Source organism: Stutzerimonas kirkiae, from assembly GCF_004327335.1.
GTDB lineage: Bacteria > Pseudomonadota > Gammaproteobacteria > Pseudomonadales > Pseudomonadaceae > Stutzerimonas > Stutzerimonas kirkiae.
The window spans coordinates 1-23,977 of the sequence record NZ_QJUO01000021.1; the positions used below are offsets into that span (position 1 = coordinate 1).

Here is a 23,977-nt window from a genome sequence, read left to right on the forward strand (position 1 = left end):
ACACCGGAAAACCACTCAAACCTAATGTAACTTGTTGATTTGAAAGCTGTTTTCCTTCGCTACCGCGCCGGAAGTGGTGCGCATTATAGGCCAGGCAAATCTCACGTCAAGCGCTGTTTTCGATTTTCTGGGGAATACCCACAAAGCCAGCCTGGCCCGTGCTTTCTTCAAACTCGCGGACACAACCTATACACTCCGGCGAACCTCATGGAGACGGCCCGCCGATGCCTACACATCCACCCGCACCGCTGGACCTGCTGCTATTCCCGACCTGGCTGGTACCCGTCGAACCCGCCGGCGTCGTACTGCGCGAGCATGCGCTCGGCATCAGGGATGGCCGTATCGCCTTCATCGGCCCACGCCGAGAGGCACTGAAGCTGCAGACGACTCAGCGAATGGAACTGCCTGACACCCTGCTTGCCCCTGGCCTTATAAATGCCCACGGGCACGCAGGCATGACCCTGCTGCGCGGTATCGCGGATGACCGGCCACTGCATATATGGCTGCAGCAACATATATGGCCACTCGAGAAGCGCTGGGTCGACGAGGCCTTCGTCCGCGCCGGCACCGAGCTGGCCATTGCCGAACAATTGAAAGGCGGCACGACTTGCTTCTCCAGCATGTATTTCTTCCCTGACGCCATTACCGAGCAGATACATGCGTCAGGCACGCGAGCGCAGATCGCGGTGCCCATCATGGACTTTGCGGTTCCCGGCCTCAGGGATGCCGACGAGGCCATGCGCAAGGCAGTCGCCCTCTACGACGACCTTAAGCATCACCCGCGCCTGAGCGTGTCCTTCGGCCCGCATGCGCCCTACTCGGTCACGGACACGACCCTGGAGCGCCTCGGAATACTGAGCGCGGAAATGGATGTAGGCATGCAGATGCATATGCATGAAACGGCCAGGGAGGTGCTCGAAGCGGAGCATGAGAATGGCGAGCGCCCGCTGGCCCGGCTGGCTCGCCTGCAACTGCTGGGTCCGCGTTTCCAGGCCGTGCATATGGTGCATATGAACGATGCCGACCTCGAATTACTGGTCGAACACAACTGCAGCGTCATCCACTGCCCGGAATCCAACCTCAAGCTGGCCAGCGGCTTCTGCCCCGTCGAGCGACTGTGGGAAGCAGGCGTCAATGTCGCCCTGGGCACCGATGGCGCAGCCAGCAACAATGACCTCGACATGCTCGGCGAGGCCCGCACCGCAGCCCTGCTGGCCAAGGCCGTGGCCGACTCGGCCAGCGCCCTGAGTGCCCACCAGGCCTTGCGCATGTCGACACTCAACGGCGCGCGTGCCCTCGGGCTGGACGAGCAGGTCGGCTCCCTGGAAATCGGCAAGCTTGCCGACCTGGTGGCGTTCGATATGTCCGGCCTGGCGCAGCAACCACTCTATGAACCGGTTTCGCAGTTGATCTACTCGTCGACCCGGGACTGCGTCAAACATGTATGGGTCGCAGGCAGGCAATTAGTGGATAATCGCCAGTTGCTGCGCATGGACGAGCAGAAAATCATCGCCACCGCCCGCCAGTGGGCGGACAGGATCGCAGCAGGGCGTGCCTCATGAGGAAAGAGACCGTGACTCCAGCGGATCATCCTTCGCGGCACCCTGTCAAACCCGTTTTGAAATGGAACAGAGCATGAGCAACGTCGATCACGCCGAAATCGCCAAATTCGAGGCACTTGCCCATCGCTGGTGGGACAAGGACAGCGAATTCAAGCCGCTGCATGAGATCAACCCATTGCGCGTCAACTGGATCGACGAGCGTAGCGGCCTGGCCGGCAAGAAGGTCCTGGATGTCGGCTGCGGAGGAGGCATCCTCAGTGAGTCCATGGCCAGGCGTGGGGCCCGGGTGACCGGCATAGACATGGGCGAAGCCCCTCTCTCGGTAGCCCGCCTGCACTTGCTGGAGTCCGGCCTGGAGGTCGACTACCGGCAGATCACGGCAGAGGACATGGCCGCCGAGGCCGCCGGGCAATTCGATGTGGTCACCTGCCTGGAAATGCTCGAGCACGTCCCCGATCCGTCCTCGATCATCCGCGCCTGCCACGCGCTGGTGAAGCCTGGCGGCCAGGTGTTCTTCTCGACGATCAACCGCAACCTGAAAGCCTATGCGATGGCGATCATCGGTGCCGAATACCTGCTGCAACTGCTGCCCCGCGGCACCCACGACTACAAGAAATTCATCCGCCCTTCCGAACTGGGCTTCTGGTGCCGCGAGGCCGGCCTGGACGTAAAGGATATCGTCGGGCTGACCTACAACCCGTTGAGCAAGGAATACAAGTTGACCGATAACGCCGACGTCAACTACATGATCCAGACACACAAGGAGGCCTGATGCGCCTGCGCGCCATTCTGTTCGACATGGACGGCACCCTGCTGGACACCGCCCCGGACTTCATCGCCGTCATCCAGGCCATGCGTAGCGCCCGCGGCCTGCCCCCGGTCACCGAGCAAAGCGTGCGTGACGTGGTATCCGGAGGTGCGAGGGCCATGGTGCTCGAGGCCTTCGATGTCGATCCGCTGTCCGAGCAGTTCGAAATATTGCGCCTCGAATTCCTCGCACGTTATCAAGAACACTGCGCCGTATATTCGCACCTCTACCAAGGCATGCCGGAACTGCTGGCCGATATCGAGAAAGCCAGGCTGATCTGGGGCGTGGTGACCAACAAGCCGGTATGCTTCGCCGAGCCGATCATGCAGCGCCTGGGGCTGGCCGAACGCTCTTCCATCCTGATCTGCCCCGATCATGTCCGCCGCAGCAAGCCGGACCCGGAACCCATGCTGCTGGCCTGTGAACGGCTTGGCCTGGAACCGGCCAGCGTATTGTTCGTCGGCGATGACATGCGCGATATAGAGTCCGGGCAGGCCGCCGGGACACGCACCGCCGCCGTCCGCTACGGCTATATCCACCCGCAGGACAATCCGAACAACTGGGGCGCGGATATCGTGGTGGACAGCCCGTTCGAGTTGCGCTCGCTGCTGGATCGCGCCCTCTGCTCGTGCTGAGCTCACCCCGCCCTTCATATATAGAGGTTCATGATGTTCGACTATTCTGCGCCCAACGATCTGCTCGAGGGCCGCATCATCCTGGTGACCGGTGCCGGGCGCGGGATCGGCGAGTCGGTAGCCAAGGCCTATGCCGCCCATGGCGCCACCGTACTGCTATTGGGCAAGAACGAGGAAAACCTCAACCGCGTCTATGACGAGATCGAGGCGGCTGGCTACCCGCAGGCCGCAGTGATTCCCTTCAACCTGGAAACTGCCCTGCCCCACCAGTACGACGAACTCGCCGCCACCCTGGAAGGGGAATTCGGCAGGCTCGACGGCCTGCTGCACAATGCATCCATCATCGGCCCGCGCACACCCCTGGAACAGCTTTCCGGCGATAACTTCATGCGCGTGATGCAGGTGAACGTGAATGCCATGTTCATACTGACCAGCACGTTGCTGCCCCTGCTGAAACTCTCGGACAGTGCTTCGGTGATCTTCACCTCCAGCAGTGTCGGCCGCAAGGGGCGCGCCTACTGGGGCGCCTATGCCGTATCGAAATTCGCCACCGAAGGGTTGATGCAGGTTCTCGCCGACGAAGTGGACGATACGCTGCCCATACGCGCCAATAGCGTCAACCCCGGCGCCACACGTACCGATATGCGCGCCAAGGCCTACCCCGGCGAAAACCCGGCAAGCAACCCACACCCGGACGAGATCACGCCGATCTACCTCTACCTGATGGGAAGGGACAGCGCAGGCGTCAATGGAAAGGCGCTTGACGCAAGAAACGGAAGCCCTCTCTGAAAGTGCCGTTTTTCCGGCACAGCCATGCAGGCAAGAATGTCAAAACGGCAGCACCTTGCCTCATGTCTGGCGAAAAATTGCCACTTTCATCCACAAAAAATCATAAGCCAATGATTCAAAAGGATTTATAAAAACTGGCATCAAATTCGCTTAGCCCTTGTCATTCAGTGTAATCGCATCAGGGGCATTGGCCATGCTGACACTCTCGTCCAAGAGCACTACCGTCAATTTCAATACGCTCCGCCCGAAGCCCTTCGGCCTGTCCCCACTCAAGCACAACCGTCATGACGCCAGGAACCTGGATGACCTCCAGCACCTGCTGACCCAGCACCTGCAGACCAGCCTGGAAGTGGACCGTCTGTTCGGGTACTTCTTCGCGGATATCACCGGCCTCATCGCTCTCAGCGGGCTGAGCTACAGTCACGAAAAAACCGACCTGCACCTGCAACTCGGCTCGACGGCAGCCAATAGCTGCACGTTCCCGCTGATCCATGAATTCGAATCGCTTGGAATATTGACGCTGTACCAGGAGCAGCCTTTTACCCTGCAAAAGCAGATGCTGCTGGAAAACCTGGTCGATACGCTGCGCTTTCCATTGCGTAACGCGCTGCTTTATCGCAGCGCCGTCCAGGCATCTCTGAAAGACCCACTGACGGGTACAGGCAACAGGGCGGCCCTGCAGCAGAGCATACAGCGTGAAACGGAACTGGCCCGCCGTTACGGCCAGCCGCTGTCACTGATCATGCTGGACATGGATCACTTCAAGCGACTCAACGACGAGCATGGCCACGATGCCGGCGACCAGGCCCTGAAAAGCGTGGCCAGGCTGCTCAAGGCGCAGTTGCGCAACGTCGACATGGTCTTTCGTTTCGGTGGCGAAGAGTTCCTCCTGCTGCTCGCCAATACCCCCGCCAGCGCAGCCGTACAAGTCGGTGAACGGGTCCGCCGGGCAATAGAAACCACCCCGCTGGAGCTGCGTTCGACGAGCGTCCGGCTATCCGCCAGCCTTGGCTGCGCGGTCTACCGCCCCGGCGAATCGAGCGATGCCCTGCTGCAACGGGCCGATGCCGCGCTGTACCGCGCCAAGCAGGCGGGACGCAACCAGATGCAACTGGCCGTCTGAACATCAATCGCCGCCATGCCGTGCCGGCCATAGCAGAGTGAAGCGGGCGCCGCCCAGGTCCGCCCGCCCTACCTGTACACGACCGCCATGCCAGTAGATCACCCGGCGCACGATGGACAGCCCCAGGCCATGCCCGCCGGAGTCCCGTGTACGGCTGTCATCCAGCCGTAAGAAGGGCGTGAAGATCTTTTCCTGGTCAGCTTCCGGCACACCCGGGCCATCGTCTTCCACTTCCAGGCCCGCCCGGCCATCCTCATGAAAGAAACGCACCTGCACACGGGACTTGGCGTGGCGCATAGCGTTGCTCACCAGATTGATCAGGGCGCGGCGCAAATAACGTGGTTCCGCGTCGACCATCGCCTCTGCGTGACAGGGGCCGCGCAGCAGCTCGACCTCCGGGCGCAATGGCGCCAGTTCGGCAATGACCTGATCGATCAGCGCATCGAGCGCGACAGGCGTGAAATTCAGCGAAGGCGCACCTTTACCCAGGCGTATGTAGACCAGCATCTCGTCGAGCAACTGGTCGAGCTCCTCCAGGTCGGTATCCATGCCTTGCAGGTAACGGGCCCTGGCCTCGTCAGACGCCGCCTCGCAGCTCATTTCCAGACCGAAACGCAAGCGCGCGACCGGTGTACGCAACTCATGCGCCACAGCGCTGACCATTTCCCCCTGGATCGCCAGCAGACGCTGGAGGCGCCCTGCCATATGGTTGAAAGCCGCGGAAAGACGGCCGACCGAGTCGCTGCCGGAGTCCGGCACTCGGACATCCAACTGGCCACCGGCAATATGACTGGCCGCCTGCTCCAGCTCGAGCAGACGGCGCTCGAGCGGCCGCACCAGCAGATAGAGTGTCAGGCCGATCAGCGTCAGCCCCAGGGCCGCGATCAGCAACAACAACTGCGGGGGATAGAGGCTCATCCGATAAAGCGGACCGAGTTGCAGCACCCAGGTAGACCCGGGGACGATATCCAGCACCCGCAACGCCTCACCGTGGCCATCCTGCAGGACCAGCGTATCGCCCTCATCGAGATGCTGCCGCTGCTCCCGATCCAGGTTCACGGCCTCGATGGCGAGCAGGCGCATATCGAAGCCGAACTGCAACCGCCTGGCGAGTTCCGCCAACCGCTCCGGCTGCTCATCCGCCGGGTAGCGGACCAGCCCGGCGACCAGCAGATGGCTGGTCATCCGCGCCAGTTGCTCGCCTATCTGCTCCATTTCACCCTCCAGCAGCAGGCGTTCATCGGCACTGACCAGGCTGTACAAGGTGAACGACCCTGGACGTACCTGCCGGACCAGTACCTGGTCGCGCAGCAGGCGACTCTCCAGCCGGGGTTCGAGGTGAGCGTCCCTGAATGTGCGCACGCGCAGCACCGCGCCCAGCTCACGCCCCCAATCACTGGTGGCCTGCCGCCGCTGCACGATCGTCATATCCTGCAGCGCTTGCGCCATCATCCTGAAGGTGCCCCCGGCCATGGCTTCGCGATGCCGATCGACGCGCTCCTCGTTGAGCCAGTGCAGGCTGCCGGCCCCCAGCAGCCCCACCAATACCAGGACGGCGAGCGTGCCTCCATAGATGCGCAGGAAGATCGAGTTCACAGGGCCTCGGCAGCCGCCGCGACAAACAGGTAGCCCTTGCCGCGTACAGTCTTGATCAACCTGGGGTGTTCGGGATCATCGCCGATCTTGGGGCGAATGCGCGAAATACGCACATCAATGGAGCGGTCCTGGCCGTCATACTCGATACCGCGCAACTGGGCGAATATCTCCTCGCGCGAGAGCACCCGCCCCGCATTGGACACCAGCAGCCACAACAGATCGAATTCGGCGCCGGTCAGCTCGATCGTATCGCCATTCAGGCTGGCCTCCCGTAGCCTGCTGTCCACGGCCAGGGGGCCGAACCGCAGGCACTGCGGCAGCGTATCATCCAGCCTCCGCAGCAAAGCCCGGATGCGCGCCAGCAGCACTCGCGGACGTACGGGCTTGCAGACATAGTCATCGGCACCGCTTTCCAGCCCAATCACCTGATCCTCGTCGTCGGCACGGGCCGTCAGCATAAGAATCGGCCCCTGATAATGCTCACGCACCCGACGACAGACGGAGATGCCATCAAGACCCGGCAGCATCAGGTCGAGGACGACAAGGTCCGGGCGCTCCCTGGTGATCCGCTCGACAGCCTGCCCGCCATCGACCTCGATCGACGCAGAGAAGCCATTACCCCTCAGGTATTCCCGGGTCAGGGCAGCCAACCGCCGATCATCCTCGACGATGAGCACTTTCCACTTCTCCTGCTCCATTGCGCGCCTCTCTATGCCGGCCATGCCCGATATCCGCATGCGAACACCTGCATGCGACCGCAGCATTGTCGCCCATGCCGCCCCCCGGCCGCGACTGTCGATACCCCATGAACGCAAACACAACATATAGTGTTTTGCCATCATGGCGAAAAACCCTTTCCACTACCCTGAATCCGCTCGATCCCGATCATGCCCGGCAAAGCCCGAGGTAACGCGGCCTGTACTGCGCCGGGGAGAAAAAACCCACAATCGGCCCACAACTTATCCATAACTTATCCACAGGCGGACGCCTTGCATTCCCTCTCCCGAGCCACTATTGTGTCGCGCCGCGAGCCAAAGACCCCATATATGGGGTGTAAAGCAGACAAGAGACACAATTGGCAAGTAGCAGCCGGGAAATTTTCAGCCATGCGCAAGCCGGCACCTGCAGACCTCGCATTCCCCGGGCCGGCAAGGCCCATTGAGCACGCCCGACTGTCGCAACGACTTTGCGAAACTCTTCGTCGCCAGTAGTGTCACAGAAAAATCAAAAACACTAGATGTTGTGTTTTGCGTCTGATTGGCTATTCTTCCAGACAATCATTTCGAACCTTGCCAAGGTTCGGAAACAGGCCGTTTTGCAGTACCGGTTCAAGGTTCCTCTCCCCTCGCCGCGCCAGAGCGGCGGGCCAGAGAGGTCTCCGCCAGACAGATAGATCAACGAGAGCATTCGGAGCCCCCATGTATAGCGACCCATCCAGAGAAAACCCATTGGCCACCGGCGGCGCGCTGGATGACGTGGCGGCAACCGCCCCCGGCCTGTTGCGTGTCATCAAACGCAACGGCACCGTCGTCGCCTACACCGATGACAAGATCACCGTCGCCATCACCAAGGCTTTTCTCGCGGTGGAGGGGAACAATGCCGCCGCCTCGTCGCGCATCCACGACACCGTGCAGCGCCTGACCGAGCAGGTCACCACCACCTTCAAGCGCCGTATGCCTTCGGGGGGCACCATCCATATCGAGGAAATCCAGGACCAGGTCGAACTGGCCCTGATGCGCGCAGGCGAGCAGAAGGTCGCCCGTGACTACGTGCTCTATCGCGAAGCCCGCACCCAGGAGCGCAAGCGTGCGACCGAGAACACCCAGAACAGCGTTGCCCAGCCGCACCCGAGCATTCGCATCGCGCGTGCCGATGGTTCGGTCACACCGCTGGACATGGCCCGCCTGGCCACCATCATCGCCGACGCCTGCGAAGGCCTGGCCGAGGTCGACGGCGCGCAGATCGAACGCGAAACGCTGAAGAACCTGTATGACGGCGTCGCCGAGAAAGATGTCAATACCGCATTGGTAATGACCGCGCGCACCCTGGTCGAGCGCGAGCCGAACTACAGCTACGTCACCGCACGCCTGCTGATGGATACCCTGCGCGCCGAGGCGCTGTCGTTCCTCAATGTCGCCGGCAGCGCCACCCACCATGAAATGGCCGACCTCTACGGCAAGGCACTGGCCGCCTACGTCGAAGCCGGTGTCGAGTTCGAGCTTCTCGATCCGAAACTCAAGGGCTACGACCTGGCCAGGCTGGGCGCAGCGATCGACCATGAGCGCGACCAGCAGTTCACCTACCTTGGCCTGCAGACCCTGTACGACCGCTACTTCATCCACAAGGACGGCATCCGCTTCGAACTGCCGCAGATTTTCTTCATGCGCGTGGCCATGGGCCTGGCGATCGAGGAAGAACAGAAGGAAGTACGCGCCATCGAGTTCTACAACCTGCTGTCCTCGTTCGACTACATGGCCTCGACGCCGACCCTGTTCAACGCCGGTACTCTGCGCCCGCAGTTGTCTTCGTGCTACCTGACCACGGTTCCGGACGACCTGGGCGGCATCTACGACGCCATCCGCGACAACGCCCTGTTGTCCAAGTTCGCCGGCGGCCTGGGTAACGACTGGACCCCGGTACGCGCCCTCGGCGCCTATATCAAGGGCACCAACGGCAAGTCCCAGGGTGTCGTGCCCTTCCTGAAAGTGGTCAACGACACCGCCGTCGCCGTCAACCAGGGCGGCAAGCGCAAGGGCGCGGTCTGCGCCTACCTGGAAACCTGGCACCTGGATATCGAGGAATTCCTCGAACTGCGCAAGAACACCGGTGACGACCGTCGCCGCACCCATGACATGAACACCGCCAACTGGGTGCCCGACCTGTTCATGAAGCGCGTCTTCGACGACGGCCCCTGGACGCTGTTCTCGCCAAGCGACGTGCCGGACCTGCACGACCTCACCGGCAAGGCCTTCGAGGAGCGCTACGAGTATTACGAAGAGCTGACCAAGTACGGCAAGCTCAAGCTGTTCAAGACCATCGCCGCCAAGGACCTGTGGCGCAAGATGCTCTCGATGCTGTTCGAGACCGGCCACCCGTGGATCACCTTCAAGGACCCGTGCAACCTGCGCAGCCCGCAACAGCACGTCGGCGTTGTACACAGCTCGAACCTGTGCACCGAGATCACCCTGAACACCAACAAGGACGAGATCGCCGTCTGCAACCTGGGTTCGATCAACCTGCCGAACCATATCCGCGACGGCAAGCTGGACACCGCCAAGCTGGAGCGCACCGTGCGCACCGCCGTGCGCATGCTCGACAACGTCATCGACATCAACTACTACAGTGTGCCGCAGGCGCGTAACTCCAATATCAAGCACCGCCCGGTCGGGCTGGGCATCATGGGCTTCCAGGACGCGCTGTACCTGCAGCACATCGCCTATGGCTCCGAGGCGGCCATCGAGTTCGCCGACCATTCCATGGAGGCGGTCAGCTACTACGCGATCCAGGCTTCCTGCGACCTGGCCGACGAGCGTGGCGCCTACCAGACCTTCGAAGGCTCGCTGTGGAGCCAGGGCATCCTGCCGCTCGACTCGCAGCAGATCCTCATCGAGTCGCGTGGCCAGAAATACATCGACGTGGACCTGAACGCCACGCTGGACTGGGCACCAGTGCGCGAACGCGTGAAGAAAGGCATCCGCAACTCGAACATCATGGCCATCGCGCCGACCGCGACCATCGCCAACATCACCGGCGTGTCGCAGTCGATCGAGCCGACCTACCAGAACCTGTACGTGAAATCGAACCTGTCGGGCGAATTCACCGTGATCAACCCCTACCTGGTACGCGACCTCAAGGCCCGCGACCTGTGGGACCCGGTCATGGTCAACGACCTCAAGTACTACGATGGCTCGGTGCAGCAGATCGAACGCATCCCGCAGGACCTGAAGGACATCTACGCCACCGCCTTCGAAGTGGAAACCAAGTGGATCGTCGATGCCGCCAGCCGCCGCCAGAAATGGATCGACCAGGCGCAATCGCTGAACCTCTACATCGCCGGTGCCAGCGGCAAGAAGCTGGACGTGACCTACCGCATGGCCTGGTACCGTGGCCTGAAAACCACCTACTACCTCCGTGCCCTGGCCGCCACCAGCACCGAAAAATCGACCATCAACACCGGCAAACTGAATGCCGTGTCCAGTGGTGGCGACAACGTACAGGCCGCACCGGCCGCTGCCCCCCAGCCGGCCCCCGTGCCCCTGGCCTGCAGCATCGACAACCCGGACTGCGAAGCCTGCCAATAAAGCAGCGGCAAGCCGCAAGCTGGCCGTGATTGCCTGACGTGCCGCGAAAAGCGGGCAGAACATCACTGCTCGCTGCCAATCATCCCTCTTGCAGCTTGAAGCTTGCCGCTTGAAGCTGCTCCTGAAAGGAGCCCCCACCATGCTGAGCTGGGACGAATTCGACAAAGACGAAGAAACCGTTGCGGTCGCTGCCAAGGCGCAGCCCACCGCCACAGAAACCGAACGGCACGACGAACAGGCTGCCGGCTCCGTGCAGGAAGCCCGCGCTGTCGCCGCCGATGACTCGGACGCCGTGGCCCGCGCCAAGGCCGCACTGAACGAGCTGGATATCCAGGAAGGCCTGGACGAGCTGGAGGGCGAGTCCGCCCGCGTGCAGGTCGGCGACAAGCAGATGATCAACGCCCGCGCCGACCTCAACCAACTGGTGCCCTTCAAGTACGAATGGGCCTGGCAGAAGTACCTGGACGGCTGCGCCAACCACTGGATGCCGCAGGAAGTGAACATGACGGCGGACATCGCGCTGTGGAAGAGCGCCGATGGCCTGACCGAGGACGAGCGCCGCATCGTCAAGCGCAACCTCGGCTTCTTCTCCACCGCCGACTCGCTGGTGGCCAACAACCTGGTGCTGGCGGTCTACCGCCTGATCACCAACCCCGAGTGCCGCCAGTACATCCTGCGCCAGGCCTTCGAGGAAGCCATCCACACCCACGCCTACCAGTACTGCATCGAATCGCTGGGCATGGACGAAGGCGAGATCTTCAACATGTACCACGAGATCCCCAGCGTCGCGAAAAAAGCCTCCTGGGGCCTCAAGTACACCCGCTCCATCTCCGACCCCAAGTTCGAGACCGGCACGCCCGACACCGACCGCCAGTTCCTGCGCAACCTGATCGCCTACTACTGCGTACTGGAGGGCATCTTCTTCTATTGCGGTTTCACCCAGATCCTCTCCATGGGCCGCCGCAACAAGATGACCGGCACCGCCGAGCAGTTCCAGTACATCCTGCGCGACGAATCCATGCACTTGAACTTCGGCATCGACATGATCAACCAGATCAAGATCGAGAACCCGCACCTGTGGGATGCGCAGATGAAGGACGACGCCACGCAGATGATCCTGCAGGGCACCCAGCTGGAAATCGAATACGCTCGCGACACCATGCCCCGTGGCGTACTGGGCATGAACGCATCGATGATGGAGGACTACCTCAAGTTCATCGCCAACCGCCGCCTGACGCAGATCGGCCTCAAGGAAGAATACCCGGGCACCACCAACCCCTTCCCGTGGATGAGCGAGATCATGGACCTGAAGAAGGAAAAGAACTTCTTCGAGACCCGTGTGATCGAGTACCAGACCGGCGGGGCGTTGAGCTGGGATTGACCGGAAATCACGACAGGAACCCCGCCGCCAGGCGGGGTTTTCGTATAAGGACAGTCGGCGACAAGCCCGTCACGCCTCGGCTCGAATGTAGGCATGTACTCCGGTGCTCTGCCGCAGGGCGCCGCCAGGGATAGCGGCGCAGCCTACGCAAGACCGCCACCATTATCTTCCGCGACACTCGATCATTGACACGACACCAGGTCTATCGGCATTTCGTCGCGACCGTGCCGGAGCCAGTGATGGACCGTGCTTTTGCCTGCGACCTGCGGTTGCTCATTGCTCCTTGGCGGCCTGCGGGAAGCGCCTGGCCGAATACACGCCCAGCGCCAACCCGCCCAGCGCCAGCACGCCGCCGACGATGCCGATATAGGGCAGCCCCAGGTGAGTGCTGACCAGGCTGCCGAGCAGCGCACCACCACCGATGCCAATGTTGTAGATGCCGGAGAACATCGCCATGGCGACATCGGTGGCGTCCGAGGCCAGCGACAACACCTTGTACTGCATGGCCAGCCCGAAGCACATGATGGCGATGCCCCAGACCACGCTCAGAGAGCCGATCAGCGAGAAATGCCCGGCCGTTGTCAGCAGCAGCAACAGGCACAGCGCCAGGGCCGAGATCGCGATGAGCGCGAAGCCGTTGGGGAAGCGTCCGCTGTAACGGCTGAACAGCAGCGATCCCAGCACACCGGCACCGCCGAACAGCAACAGCAGGATGGTGGTTCGGTGGCCATCCAGTTGCGCCACGGTGACCGAGAAAGGTTCGATATAGCTGTAGGCGGTGAACTGCGCGGTGATGACCAGGGCCGTCAACACATACAGCGACACCAGCGCCGGTCGCCGGAACAGCACCGGCAGGCTTTTCAGCGATCCTGAATTCTGGCTCGGCAACAGTGGCAGCGTCCTGCTCAGGATAAAGACGGTCACGCTGGCAAGCAGCGCAATCGCCATGAAGGTGATACGCCAGCCCAGGCTTTCGCCGACCACCCGGCCCAGCGGGATACCCAGCACCATGGCCAGCGTGGTGCCGGTCGCCAGCAGGCCCAGCGCCTGTGCCTGCCGCCCCGCAGGCGCCACGCGCACGGCCAGGGAAGCGGTGATCGCCCAGAACACCGCATGCGCAAAGGCTATACCGATACGGCTCACTACCAGTGTGGTGAAGCTCCAGGCGATGCTGGACAGCACATGGCTGGCAATGAACAACAGGAACACCACCATCAGCAGCCTGCGCCGTTCGATATTGCGCGTCAGCAGCATCATCGGCAGCGAGGCCAGCGCCACCACCCAGGCATAGATCGTCAGCATCAGGCCGACATGCGCCACTGGCATGTCGAAACTGCCGCCGATATCGCTCAGTAGCGCCACCGGCACGAATTCCGTGGTGTTGAAAATAAAGGCGGCCAGCGCCAGCGCGATAACGCCGAGCCAACTGCCACCCTGGGCATTCGTGGTCGTACTCATGAGGGAGATTCTCGAATGGCGAGCAGCCATTTCACCCACGGGTAAACAGCGGCACGCTGACACGGTCAAGGACAGCTCAGTCCAGGCAGAGAGCCAGGAAGATCATTGGAGGAACTGGAATGGCGCGGATTCTACGCCGCATACCTGACAGTCACAACGGCAGACGCACGCCGCGGGGCATGCATGGCTTTCATGGGTACGCAATGACGGCGGCCAGTGGCCGACGCCAGGCTGGAAGCAGTTGGCACGCACGGTAGCACCCTACGGCAAGTCCACCAGTTGCCGGTTGATCCGCTCCAGGCTGGCGGCCAGGCGCTGCTCCTGCTGAATCAGGGGAACACAGAGGTTCAGCGCCGTCATCACCAGCAACTCCTGGTGGCTGGCATGGGGAAACCGCTGCTGGCTCTCCTGCACACGTACTTGCAGCAATTGCATGGCCTGCGCCAGGACAACCTCTTCCTCGGCGCAGGCACGGATCGAATAGTCGCGCCCGAGAATATTCAGTACGCGGACATCGCTCATGCCACCTCACCGACCCCTGCACGCTGGAGCAGCGCCTGCAGGCGTGCGAGCGTGGCGCCCTGCCTTTCCTCCTGTTCGAGCGCAGCCAGTTGCAGGTTGTCGTTTTCCTCTCGGGCCTGCCGCAACTGCTGCTCGAGCTCGGAGCATTGGCTACGCAGGGCCTCGTTCTGTTCCAGCAATTGGGAAACGACGTGTTCAAGCTGGGCAAGGGTTGTTTCGAACATGGGGCGGTATCTTGATTCCGATGAAGGGCGCCAAGCATAAGGAATGCAGGACGCCCGCGCCACCCAAGGCATCGCGCAATGCCGTTATTCACCCGGCAAGGTGCTTCGATAAAAGCGCTGGAGGCTGGAAAGCTGGACGAGAAACACCGGTCGCCACGCTCTTTCGTCCAGCCCCGAGCCCTCCAGCCCTGCTTTCGACTGCTTGCCGTGCATGGCGCGATCGCCCTGCCCGCATCGCCGGCACCGTTTGACTGGGCGCATGATTCGGGTAGGCTCGTCGGCTTTATCGAGAGGAGTAAACACCATGGCCAAAGCCACCGCCCGCCACATCCTGGTCGACACCGAAGCCAAGTGCAACGAACTGAAAGCCGCCATCGAGGCGGGTGCCGACTTCGCCCAGGTCGCCAAGGACAACTCCACCTGCCCCTCCAGCCGCCAGGGCGGCGACCTTGGCTCGTTCGGCCCGGGGCAGATGGTTCGCGAGTTCGACACCGTGGTATTCAGCGCCCCGCTGAATACCGTGCAGGGTCCGGTCAAGACCCAGTTCGGCTATCACCTGCTGGAAGTGACCAGCCGCCAGGACTGACTCGCCCGGCAAGGCAGCGGCCATGTCGCGCATGGCCGCTCGCGTTTAGGGTCTGCTGAAAACGACCGGCTTGCGCATCACTCGCCGATTCGCCGCACCAGGCGCTCCTGCAGGGCCTGGAGCTGCGCCGGCTCGGCCTTGCCCGCGGCATGCGCGCCCAGGCCCGCATCATCGAAACGGGGAATGATGTGGAAATGCAGATGGAACACCGTCTGCCCGGCCGCAGCGCCATTGAACTGCGCCACCTGTATGCCGTCCGGCTGCAGCTCGTCGGCCAGCGCCCTGGCCAGTTTCTGCGCGACCAGTGTCAGTTTCGTCAGGTTCTGCGCATCGACCTCCAGCAGATTGCGCGCCTTGCCCCGCTTGGGGATCACCAGCGTATGCCCGAAGGACTGTGGGAACAGGTCGAGGAACGCCAGCACATCGTCATCCTCGTAGACCTTGTAGCAGGAGGCTTCGCCACGGATGATCTTGGCGAAAATATTCTGATCGTCGTAGGCACCGTATAGGCTCATATGAATTCCCGAATGGATTGAACACCGGGAGAACATACCGCGTCCGCTGGCAAACGACAAAAGCGCCCGGCGCTCTCGATCGGCAGGAAGTGCTTCCGAGTCTTTTCCAATACAACACGCTTTCGCGCTGGGAACACGTCACTCACTCGCAGTGATGGATTGAGGAGCATGGCGACGATACCCATCGGCCCCCAGGATGAGAGGTATAGCTACGTGTTCTGCCGGGACACATTGGTACGCTCGGATCACCCTGCGGTTTCAATAGCGAACGTCGATATCCGTGGTGGTTTCCGGCCCGCTCACGTCGAACGCACTGGCCTCGAACTTTGGCGGGCCCATGACCCTGGGGTTGTTCGAGAGGCCGTAGCCTTCGCGGGGGAACATGCCAAGGCGCAGGTTGAGTTTCCCGTCGGCATTCTCGTCGTGGTAGACCATCAGTGCATAGCGCCCCGGCGCCAGCCCATCGAAATGAATCACCGCATCGCCTTCGACGGCACTGACCTGGCGCACGGCAACGGCCCGGGCCTCCTTGCGGAAGCTGTCGGGGTCGTTGTACAGGCTGGCCCGCACGCTCCCCCGCTCATGCTGCAGGCCGTGCACGACCACACTGAGGCGTACGTCCTCGGCAAAGACCGGGCCACTGGCGAACAGCGCCGGCAACAGTAATGCAACGATCGCTTTCATGGTTTCCCTTGCATGCGGTTCCCGCGAGACCATTCGGGTATCGGCGCGGGTATCGGCTCAACGCATCTTCTTGATGATGCCCAGCAACTCGGTAATGGCCTCTTCGCCGCCATCCTCGAGGATCGCCTGGCGCACGCAACCATTGGCATGGTCGGCGAGCAACTGGCTGGCCACCGCATCCAGGGCCGAGCGCACGGCGGAAACCTGGGTGAGGATATCCACGCAATAGCGATCCTTCTCGATCATCTGCGCGATACCGTTGACCTGCCCGCCGATGCGGCTCAGGCGATTGAGCAGCGCCTTCTTGCGTGGCTGCACCACGCTCTTGCCGTCGACCGTGGCGGTATCGGGCTCGCAGTGCGCACAGCGCGGCGCTTCAGGGGCGGGGGCGGCAACCTGGGCTTTACGGGATTTTCTCTGGACACTCATCGGGCAGGCACATCGTTATGGGACCGCGAGTGTAGCAAAGCACGCTCGCAATCCCTATGGCACCGGGCTCAGGAAACGACGTCGAAGCCCAGGTCCTCGACGGTTTCACGGAAGCTTCATCGTACTGCACGGTGACGGCACCGCTTTCCAGCACCACCTCGGTAGCGCTGACGCCTTCGAGCGCTTCGAGCGCACGCTTGACCTTGCCGGAGCAGCCGCCGCAGGACATGCCCTGAACCGCAAAAGTAATGGATGACATGGATGTTCTCCTGTTCGGACTAACGTTTATGGGTGGAAAGCGAGCGGATAGCCGGCTTCCATTTGCGTAACAACAGCGAATTGCTCAGTACCGACACCGAACTAAGCGCCATGGCCGCCCCGGCAACCACCGGATTGAGCAGCCCGAACGCCGCCAGGGGAATGCCCAGCACGTTATAGATGAAGGCGAAGAACAGGTTCTGCCTGACCTTGCCCAGGGTCGCCCGGGACAGGTCGATGGCATCCAGCAGGCTGGCCAACTGGCTTCTCATCAACACCACGTCGGCAGTATCCAGGGCGATATCGGAGCCGGCGCCAATGGCGAAGCCGATATCGGCGGCGGCCAGCGCCGGAGCATCGTTGATGCCATCGCCGAGCATGCCGACCAGGCCATCGCGCGACTTGAGCCGCTCGACCTCCTCGGCCTTGTGCTGCGGCAGCACACCGGCGATGAAATCGTCCACCCGCACCTGCGCCGCCACCACGGCGGCCACCCGCGGGCTGTCGCCGGTCAGCATGATCACGCGCACGCCACGCGCCTGCAACGCCGCCACGGTGGAGGCGGCATCCGCGCGCAACCGGTCGGCGAAACCGATATACCCCTGCAGGGTTCCGCCCATGGCAATGCCGATGGCGGTCTTGCCGCTGTTCTCCAGGGCTTCCATGTGCGCCTGGTCGAAGGCAACGCCTTCTTCCGCCAGGAACCGCGGCGAACCGAGCAGCGCCGTTTGCCCCTCGACCGTGGCACTCAGGCCACGCCCCGGCTGCGCCTGGAAATCGCTGACGGCCACCGCCTCCACCGAGAGGCTGTTGGCATGTTCCACCAGCGCCCGCGCCAGCGGATGCTCGGAGTCGCGCTCCAGGCCCAGGGCCAGCGCCAGCAGGCGTGCCTGCGACACGCCCGCCACCGGCAGCAGGTCGCTGACCGAGGGCCGGCCCTCGGTCAGGGTGCCGGTCTTGTCCACCACCAGTGTCCGCAGTTGCTGGGCGCGCTCCAGCGCGTCGGCATTGCGGAACAGGATGCCATTGCGCGCGCCCTGGCCGGTACCGACCATGATCGCCGTCGGCGTGGCCAGGCCCAGTGCGCAAGGGCAGGCGATCACCAGCACCGCCACCGCGCTGACCAGGCTGAGGGTGAACTGCCCGGTCAGCCACCAGCCGAGCAGCAGCGTCGACACACTGATGGCGACCACCACCGGCACGAATACCGCGGAAACCTTGTCCGCCAGGCGCTGCACGCTGGCCTTGGAGCCCTGGGCCTGCTCCACCAGGCGCACGATGCGCGCCAGCGCGGTATCGCTGCCGACACCGCTGGCTTGCACACGCAGGGCGCCATTGTGGTTGAGGGTGGCGGCGAATACCTTGTCGCCCTCACCCTTGAGTACCGGCACGCTCTCGCCGGTCAGCATCGACTCGTTGATCTCGGAAACACCTTCCAGCACCACGCCATCCAGCGGGATGCTCTCGCCGGGACGCACCACGAACACATCGCCGACCCGCAGGCTGGCCACGGCGCGGTCCTGCAACTGGCCATCGACCTCGACGTGCGCGACCTGCGGCTGCAGCCCGAGCAGCCCCTCGATGGCCGCTCCGGTCTTGGCCTTGGCCCGTGCCTCGAGCAGCTTGCCCAGCAGCACCAGGGTGATGATCGCCGCGCTGGCCTCGAAGTACACATGGCCATGATGGTCGCCCGACAGCACCACCACTGCGCTGTACAGGTAGGCCACGCTGGTGCCCAGGGCGACCAGCACGTCCATGTTGGCCGAACCGCCGCGCAGGGCGTTCCAGGCGTTCCGGTAGAAATGCCGGCCACACCAGAACTGCACCGGCGTCGCCAACGCCCACTGCAGCCAACGCGGGATGACCTCGTGGTAACCCATGAACATACCGATCATCTCGGCCATCAGCGGCAGGGTGAAGAGTGCCGCCAGGCCGAATTGCCAGCGCATGCCGCGCCATTCTTCCTGCTTGCGGCGCTTGGCGGCCTCACGGGCTGCTTCATCCACCACACTGGCGGAAAAGCCGGCCTTTTCGATACGCGCCAGCAGGCTGTCGACATCGGCCAGGCCCGGCTGGTACTCGACGTGGGCACGTTCGGCGGCGAAGTTGACCGTTGCCGAAACCCCTTCCAGGGCATTCAGCACTTTTTCTATGCGCCCCGCACATGCCGCGCAGCTCATGCCGGCAAGGGCCAGCTCGACCTGTTCGGGCGCCACCTCGTAGCCGCTCTTGCGTACCGCTGCGATTACCGCCCCGGGCTGCGTGCGTCCATCGGTCAGCTCGACCTGGGCCTTTTCAGTGGCAAAATTGACATTGGCCACTGTGCCCGGCAGGCGGTTCAACACACGTTCGATACGGCTGGCGCAGGCGGCACAGCTCATGCCGGTAATGGGAAAACTGATGACTCTTGGATGCTGAGAAGACATGCGGACGCTTCCGTTGACTGACCCGCCGATCATACCCTTGAAGGGTATTTTTTAAATACCCACATAGGGTATATAAAATTTTTACCCACATGACATTTAAATAAAAACCAATGAATTCATATATTTATATATCCATAGAATCTTTATGCCATTGAATATGTCGAAATAATCTTTTAATAACTTTTTTTCGTCCTCCTACCATCCATGCCACTGACCAGCCACAGAATCTGGCGGAAGTGCTCACTTTCATCTTTCTCGGATTCATTCCCGTGGGGGGAAATCATGTGCAAGACTCACTCTAAATCCTATACCCATACCCGGTATAGAAAATTCTCCAGGGCACTCGGCCTCGGCGTCCTGTTCGGCCTCTCCGCACCGCTGCTGGCGAACGAAGACAACCCCGAAGCGACCTCGACCGAACTGAAAACCATCACCGTATGGGGCCAGGCGCCCACCGAAGATACCGACGCCTATGTGGCCAAGAAGACCACCATCGCCAGTAAGCTGCCGCTGGCGCCCAAGGAAATACCCCAGTCGGTCAGCGTCATTACACGCCAGCGTATCGAAGACCAGAACCTCAATACCCTGGAAGACGCGCTGCGCCAGGCACCGGGCGTCACGGTGATCCCCAACGACACCGTGCAGAGCCAGTTCCTGTCACGCGGCTACGGCCTCAACGTCAGCATCGACGGCGTCCCCAGCACCAACGGCCTGAGTGGCGCGGAGCAGTTCGACCTGGCGGTCTACGATCGCGTAGAGGTGCTGCGCGGCCCAGCCGGCGCGCTGCAGGGCAGCGGCGACCTGGGCGGCACGGTCAACGTGGTGACCAAGAAGCCGCGCGAGCAATTCGGTCTCAATGGCTCGGTCAGCGCCGGCAGTTGGGACAACTATCGTGGCGAGTTGGACATTACCGGCCCATTGAACGCCGACGGTAGCCTGCGTGGCCGTTTCGTCGGCGTCGGCCAGGATCGCGACTTTTTCTACGACCGGACTCACCAGCGCAAATGGGTCGGCTATGGGGTGCTGGAATTCGACCTGAACGACGACCTTACCCTGTCGCTGACCCATATCAACCAGGACAACGACACCGATGTACCCTTCTTCGGCCTGCCTGTCAGCGCACCTGGCGGTACCGCCGGCAGGCTGCTGGACGTATCACGATCGACCAACCACCTCGCAGACTGGAGCTACAATCGTTCGCGCACCAAGGAAACCGTACTGGCCGCCGAACAGCGCTTCGCCAATGACTGGAGCCTAACCACCAAACTGCGTTACCTGACCCTGGACAGTAGCTGGAGAGACGCGGTTCCGCGTGGCACAGGTGTCAACACCGATGACTACACCTTCGAATATCGCTTCCTGCGCGACTACGATGGTGTCTACCGTCGCCGCGCTGCCGATATCTACGCTTCAGGACCATTCCAGTTGTTCGGCCGCGAGCACCGGGCGCTGATCGGCTACAACTACGAGGACTATCGTGATCGCTATAACATGGTCAACCGAACGACTACCTCTGCTACCGGCATAGACCTGTTCAACCCGGTATTTGCCGAACCTGACCTGCCGCACACCTCAGGCTTCGAGAGCCGCACCGAGCAGAGTGGATTGTATGGGCAGACCCGTCTGCGGCTGCTGGACCCACTGACCCTGGTACTGGGTGGGAGACTCAGCGACTACGAGTACAAGAGCCGCAATCGAGCGCCCTCAACCCCCAGCGACTGGAGCAATGGAGAGGATGCCAGTGACGAATTCACACCCTATGGCGGCCTGGTCTACGAACTGACCCGGCATGTATCGCTGTACACCAGTTACTCGGACATCTTTATTCCCCAGGATTATCAGAAAGCCGACGGCGGCACTCTGGATCCGCGGGTTGGCAAACAATACGAAATCGGCATCAAGACCAGTTGGCTCGACGACACCTTGAGCGCCTCGCTGGCCACCTTCCGTATCCGTGACGAAAACCGCCCAATGGAGGACCCGAACGACGACCTCTACTACATCGCCGCAGGCGAAGTGGAAAGCCGTGGTTGGGAGCTGGAGGTCACCGGCCGGCCACTGCCGGGCTGGGATATCAGTGCCGGCTACACCCGCCTGAAGACCCGTTACCTCAGCGACGACGACAACGCCGGGCTGTTCAGCCATGCCTCGCCCAAGCACAGTTTCAAGCTGTGGAGCCACTACCGCTTCCAGGATGGCCTGTTGAAGGGGCTGGCACTGGGCGGTGGCCTGGCGGCCACCAGTTCCTACGGCAGCGACCGTTACGCCTCGGATCGCGAACAGAGCGGCTACGCCCTCGTCAGCGCGGCGGCCAGCTATGAGTTGAACGAGCACCTGACCCTGGCACTGAACGGTGAAAACCTCACCGACCGCAAGTACTACGCCAGTCTTGGCAACAATACCTATAACACCTATGGAGATCCTCGCAACTTCACGCTGTCGCTACGCCTGAAGTATTGAGTAGAAGCTGCCGCGCCATAAGTGGGGAGATCGGTTCCCTTCTCCCGCAAGGCTACGGTGTTCACGCACTTTCCGGCTTGCGACACAGCCCACCCTCTCCGCTCGTGGGCTAACGTATGCACACATCTACACCTTGTCCTGGCGTTCCTGTTGTCACGAACCATGGTGACAATGGAAAGAGCCGTCGACGCGGTACCGAACCATTCGTAGGGCTTGCGGTTTCGCTGGCTCTTTCCCACAGGCGCTGCTGAAGGTGGCTGTGCTGATGCCAGGTGGCGGGACGGGGCCTTCGCCGCCAGGGATGGCGGCGAAGAGCTACAGGGAGGTATTCACGCGTGCCCCGTCCCGCCACCTGGCATTCGCACAGGAACGCTGATCCCGAGGGGCGAAGAGGTGTGCACACCGTAGCCCGCCAGGGGAGAAAGAGCACAGCAAGCCTATGCACAAACCGGTGCGTTGCCTGATTCCCCAGACCTCCATCCGTCCATTGACCCGAAACCCACCATGAAAACCACACCTTCCCCCTGGCAACTGATACGCCCCTACTGGTCATCGGAAGAAAAATGGCGGGCCTGGGGACTGCTGGCCCTGATCATCGTCCTCGACCTCGGCACGGTCTATTGCGCCGTGCAGATCAGCACCTGGCAGAAGAATTTCTTCGACGCGCTCTCCGAATACCAGCGGGAACTCATTTCACCCTTGATGTGGCGCCTGGCCGGGCTGATCGCCCTGACCACCTTCTGTGCCACCTTCAGCATCTTCTTCCGCCAGTTGCTGGAGATACGCTGGCGCAGCTGGGTCACCGAAGACTACCTGGCGCGCTGGACCCGCAAGCATGCCTACCAGCGTATCGAGTCCGCCAGGCTGGCGGACAACCCCGACCAGCGTATTGCCGAAGACCTCGCACTGATGGCCGGCAAGACCCTGGATCTCGGGCTGGGCCTTCTGAAAAACCTGGTCAACGCCGTATCCTTCGCCGTCATCCTCTGGGGCCTCTCCGGCAGCCTGCCGCTGACCGCCATAGGTCTGGATATCGAGCTGCCCGGTTATATGCTGTGGGCAGCCATCCTCTACGCAGCGCTAGGTTCCTGGCTGATGGAAAAGATCGGCAAGCCCATGGTCGGACTGGACTATCGCCAGCAGCAGTACGAGGCGGACTTCCGCTACCTGCTGGTGCGCATGCGCGAAAATGCGGAACAGATCGCCTTCTACCGCGGAGAAGCCATCGAACACAACCGCCTGCGCAACGCCTTCCATGCCATTCGCCAGAACTGGCGGGGACTGATGACCTACACCAAGCGTGTGGCCTTTACCGAATCGGTATACATCGAGGTGGGCTCGATACTGCCTTACCTGATTTCGATACCGCGCTACTTCGCGAAACAGATCACCATCGGCGGGGTGATGCAGCTCAGCGTCGGTTTCTCGCGCCTGCGTACTGCCCTGTCCTGGTTCCTTTTCAATTACAAGGAACTGGCGCTGCTGCGCTCGGCGCTCCGACGCCTGGGCGAGTTCGATGCGGTGCTGCGCCAGCCGCAGGTCTCCGGTATCCGACTGGTGCAGAGCGAGCACGCCAACCTGCGCACCCACGGCCTGAACCTGCAACGCCCGGACGGCTCGCCGCTCAGCGCCATCGCCGATATCGAGGTACGCCCCGGCGAACGCTGGCTGGTGCGCGGCCCCTCGGGTATCGGCAAATCAACCCTGCTGCGCGCCCTGGCCGGCCTCTGGCCGTACGGCGACGGGCGCATCGAGCTGCCCCGGGGCAGCCAGTTGTTCCTGCCACAGAAAAGCTACCTGCCGCCCGGCAGCCTGAAGGATGCATTGTGCTATCCCGCCGCCGCCGAAACCTTCGATGACGCCCAGTGCGCCCGGGCGCTGGGGCTGGTGCAACTGCCGCAGTACACCAAGCGGCTGCACGAGAGCGATCACTGGGAGAAACGCTTGTCGCCCGGCGAACAGCAGCGGCTGGCCTTCGCCCGCGTACTGCTGCACCGGCCCGACTACCTGTTCCTCGACGAGGCCAGCTCGGCGCTGGATGCGCAGAACGAGGACAACCTTTACCGCCTGCTCGACGAACACCTGCCCGCCAGCACGGTGGTCAGCGTCGCCCATCATGCCAGCCTGGAGCGCTACCACCAGAGGCGGCTGGATATCGGCTGAGGCAGCCAAGCTGCAAGCGTAGTCAGTGTGGAAGACGGCCTGCCCTCCCTGTAAAGC

At 62.3% G+C, this 23,977-nt stretch carries 20 protein-coding genes; 10 read left to right on the forward strand and 10 right to left on the reverse strand.

Annotated elements, in window-relative coordinates:
- The first annotated feature begins 224 nt into the window (after window positions 1-224).
- The 5 genes from DNJ95_RS12385 to DNJ95_RS12405 all read left to right on the forward strand — a co-directional run bounded on the left by DNJ95_RS12385 (window position 225) and on the right by DNJ95_RS12405 (window position 4,917).
- On the forward strand, window positions 225-1,562 hold the full coding sequence (locus DNJ95_RS12385; protein ID WP_131185042.1) for a TRZ/ATZ family hydrolase: 1,338 nt from the start codon (window positions 225-227) through the stop codon (window positions 1,560-1,562).
- Between the two features lie 73 nt (window positions 1,563-1,635).
- Entirely contained in the window at window positions 1,636-2,334 is a 699-nt protein-coding gene (gene ubiG / locus DNJ95_RS12390; RefSeq protein ID WP_131185043.1) for a bifunctional 2-polyprenyl-6-hydroxyphenol methylase/3-demethylubiquinol 3-O-methyltransferase UbiG, read from the forward strand.
- Entirely contained in the window at window positions 2,334-3,005 is a 672-nt protein-coding gene (gene mupP, locus DNJ95_RS12395; protein WP_131185044.1) for an N-acetylmuramic acid 6-phosphate phosphatase MupP, read from the forward strand. The genes ubiG and mupP overlap by 1 nt, the downstream gene beginning before the upstream one ends.
- Window positions 3,006-3,038: 33 nt before the next feature.
- On the forward strand, window positions 3,039-3,794 hold the full coding sequence (locus DNJ95_RS12400) for a YciK family oxidoreductase (RefSeq protein ID WP_131185045.1): 756 nt from the start codon (window positions 3,039-3,041) through the stop codon (window positions 3,792-3,794).
- A 196-nt stretch (window positions 3,795-3,990) separates the two neighbouring features.
- Window positions 3,991-4,917, forward strand: coding sequence for a GGDEF domain-containing protein (locus DNJ95_RS12405; RefSeq protein ID WP_420824392.1), 927 nt, complete (start codon window positions 3,991-3,993; stop codon window positions 4,915-4,917).
- Window positions 4,918-4,920: 3 nt separating this feature from the next.
- Here DNJ95_RS12405 and DNJ95_RS12410 read toward each other — a convergent pair whose 3' ends face one another.
- Window positions 4,921-6,513: an ATP-binding protein gene (locus DNJ95_RS12410; protein WP_131185047.1), complete on the reverse strand. Its 1,593-nt coding sequence runs from the start codon at window positions 6,511-6,513 to the stop codon at window positions 4,921-4,923.
- Window positions 6,510-7,211 carry a response regulator gene (locus DNJ95_RS12415; RefSeq protein WP_131185104.1) on the reverse strand — a complete coding sequence of 234 codons (702 nt, stop codon included), beginning with the start codon at window positions 7,209-7,211 and terminating at the stop codon, window positions 6,510-6,512. Before DNJ95_RS12415 ends, DNJ95_RS12410 begins: the two co-directional genes overlap by 4 nt.
- Before the next feature lie 720 nt (window positions 7,212-7,931).
- Between DNJ95_RS12415 and DNJ95_RS12420 the strand changes: the two genes are divergently transcribed.
- Both DNJ95_RS12420 and DNJ95_RS12425 read left to right on the forward strand, forming a co-directional pair.
- Window positions 7,932-10,814, forward strand: coding sequence for a ribonucleoside-diphosphate reductase subunit alpha (locus DNJ95_RS12420; RefSeq protein WP_131185048.1), 2,883 nt, complete (start codon window positions 7,932-7,934; stop codon window positions 10,812-10,814).
- A 139-nt stretch (window positions 10,815-10,953) separates the two neighbouring features.
- Entirely contained in the window at window positions 10,954-12,195 is a 1,242-nt protein-coding gene (locus DNJ95_RS12425; protein ID WP_131185049.1) for a ribonucleotide-diphosphate reductase subunit beta, read from the forward strand.
- 273 nt (window positions 12,196-12,468) lie between these two features.
- Here the strand turns inward: DNJ95_RS12425 and DNJ95_RS12430 are convergent, their stop codons facing one another.
- From DNJ95_RS12430 to DNJ95_RS12440, 3 genes are all read right to left on the reverse strand, one after another.
- On the reverse strand, window positions 12,469-13,653 hold the full coding sequence (locus DNJ95_RS12430; RefSeq protein WP_131185050.1) for a sugar transporter: 1,185 nt from the start codon (window positions 13,651-13,653) through the stop codon (window positions 12,469-12,471).
- A 261-nt stretch (window positions 13,654-13,914) separates the two neighbouring features.
- Complete coding sequence (locus DNJ95_RS12435) at window positions 13,915-14,175, reverse strand: cell division protein ZapA (protein ID WP_131185051.1); 261 nt, start codon at window positions 14,173-14,175, stop codon at window positions 13,915-13,917.
- Entirely contained in the window at window positions 14,172-14,399 is a 228-nt protein-coding gene (locus tag DNJ95_RS12440) for a hypothetical protein (protein ID WP_131185052.1), read from the reverse strand. The genes DNJ95_RS12435 and DNJ95_RS12440 overlap by 4 nt, the downstream gene beginning before the upstream one ends.
- A 304-nt stretch (window positions 14,400-14,703) precedes the next feature.
- Here DNJ95_RS12440 and DNJ95_RS12445 point away from each other — a divergent pair, with 304 nt between their 5' ends.
- Window positions 14,704-14,985, forward strand: coding sequence for a peptidylprolyl isomerase (locus DNJ95_RS12445; RefSeq protein ID WP_131185053.1), 282 nt, complete (start codon window positions 14,704-14,706; stop codon window positions 14,983-14,985).
- A gap of 77 nt (window positions 14,986-15,062) precedes the next feature.
- Here DNJ95_RS12445 and DNJ95_RS12450 read toward each other — a convergent pair whose 3' ends face one another.
- The 5 genes from DNJ95_RS12450 to DNJ95_RS12470 form a co-directional block, all read right to left on the reverse strand.
- On the reverse strand, window positions 15,063-15,500 hold the full coding sequence (locus DNJ95_RS12450) for an HIT family protein (protein ID WP_131185054.1): 438 nt from the start codon (window positions 15,498-15,500) through the stop codon (window positions 15,063-15,065).
- Between the two features lie 258 nt (window positions 15,501-15,758).
- Window positions 15,759-16,184, reverse strand: coding sequence for a DUF2141 domain-containing protein (locus tag DNJ95_RS12455; RefSeq protein WP_131185055.1), 426 nt, complete (start codon window positions 16,182-16,184; stop codon window positions 15,759-15,761).
- Window positions 16,185-16,241: 57 nt separating this feature from the next.
- On the reverse strand, window positions 16,242-16,613 hold the full coding sequence (locus DNJ95_RS19685) for a metal-sensitive transcriptional regulator (RefSeq protein ID WP_131185056.1): 372 nt from the start codon (window positions 16,611-16,613) through the stop codon (window positions 16,242-16,244).
- Window positions 16,588-16,872: a heavy-metal-associated domain-containing protein gene (locus DNJ95_RS12465; protein WP_207388768.1), complete on the reverse strand. Its 285-nt coding sequence runs from the start codon at window positions 16,870-16,872 to the stop codon at window positions 16,588-16,590. The genes DNJ95_RS19685 and DNJ95_RS12465 overlap by 26 nt, the downstream gene beginning before the upstream one ends.
- 19 nt (window positions 16,873-16,891) lie before the next feature.
- Complete coding sequence (locus DNJ95_RS12470; RefSeq protein WP_131185057.1) at window positions 16,892-19,297, reverse strand: heavy metal translocating P-type ATPase; 2,406 nt, start codon at window positions 19,295-19,297, stop codon at window positions 16,892-16,894.
- A 282-nt stretch (window positions 19,298-19,579) separates the two neighbouring features.
- Between DNJ95_RS12470 and DNJ95_RS12475 the strand changes: the two genes are divergently transcribed.
- Window positions 19,580-21,757 (forward strand): TonB-dependent siderophore receptor, encoded by a 2,178-nt coding sequence (locus DNJ95_RS12475; RefSeq protein WP_165491627.1) that lies wholly within the window; start codon window positions 19,580-19,582, stop codon window positions 21,755-21,757.
- Window positions 21,758-22,261: 504 nt separating this feature from the next.
- Complete coding sequence (locus DNJ95_RS12480) at window positions 22,262-23,920, forward strand: ABC transporter ATP-binding protein/permease (RefSeq protein WP_131185059.1); 1,659 nt, start codon at window positions 22,262-22,264, stop codon at window positions 23,918-23,920.
- Window positions 23,921-23,977: the final 57 nt, after the last annotated feature.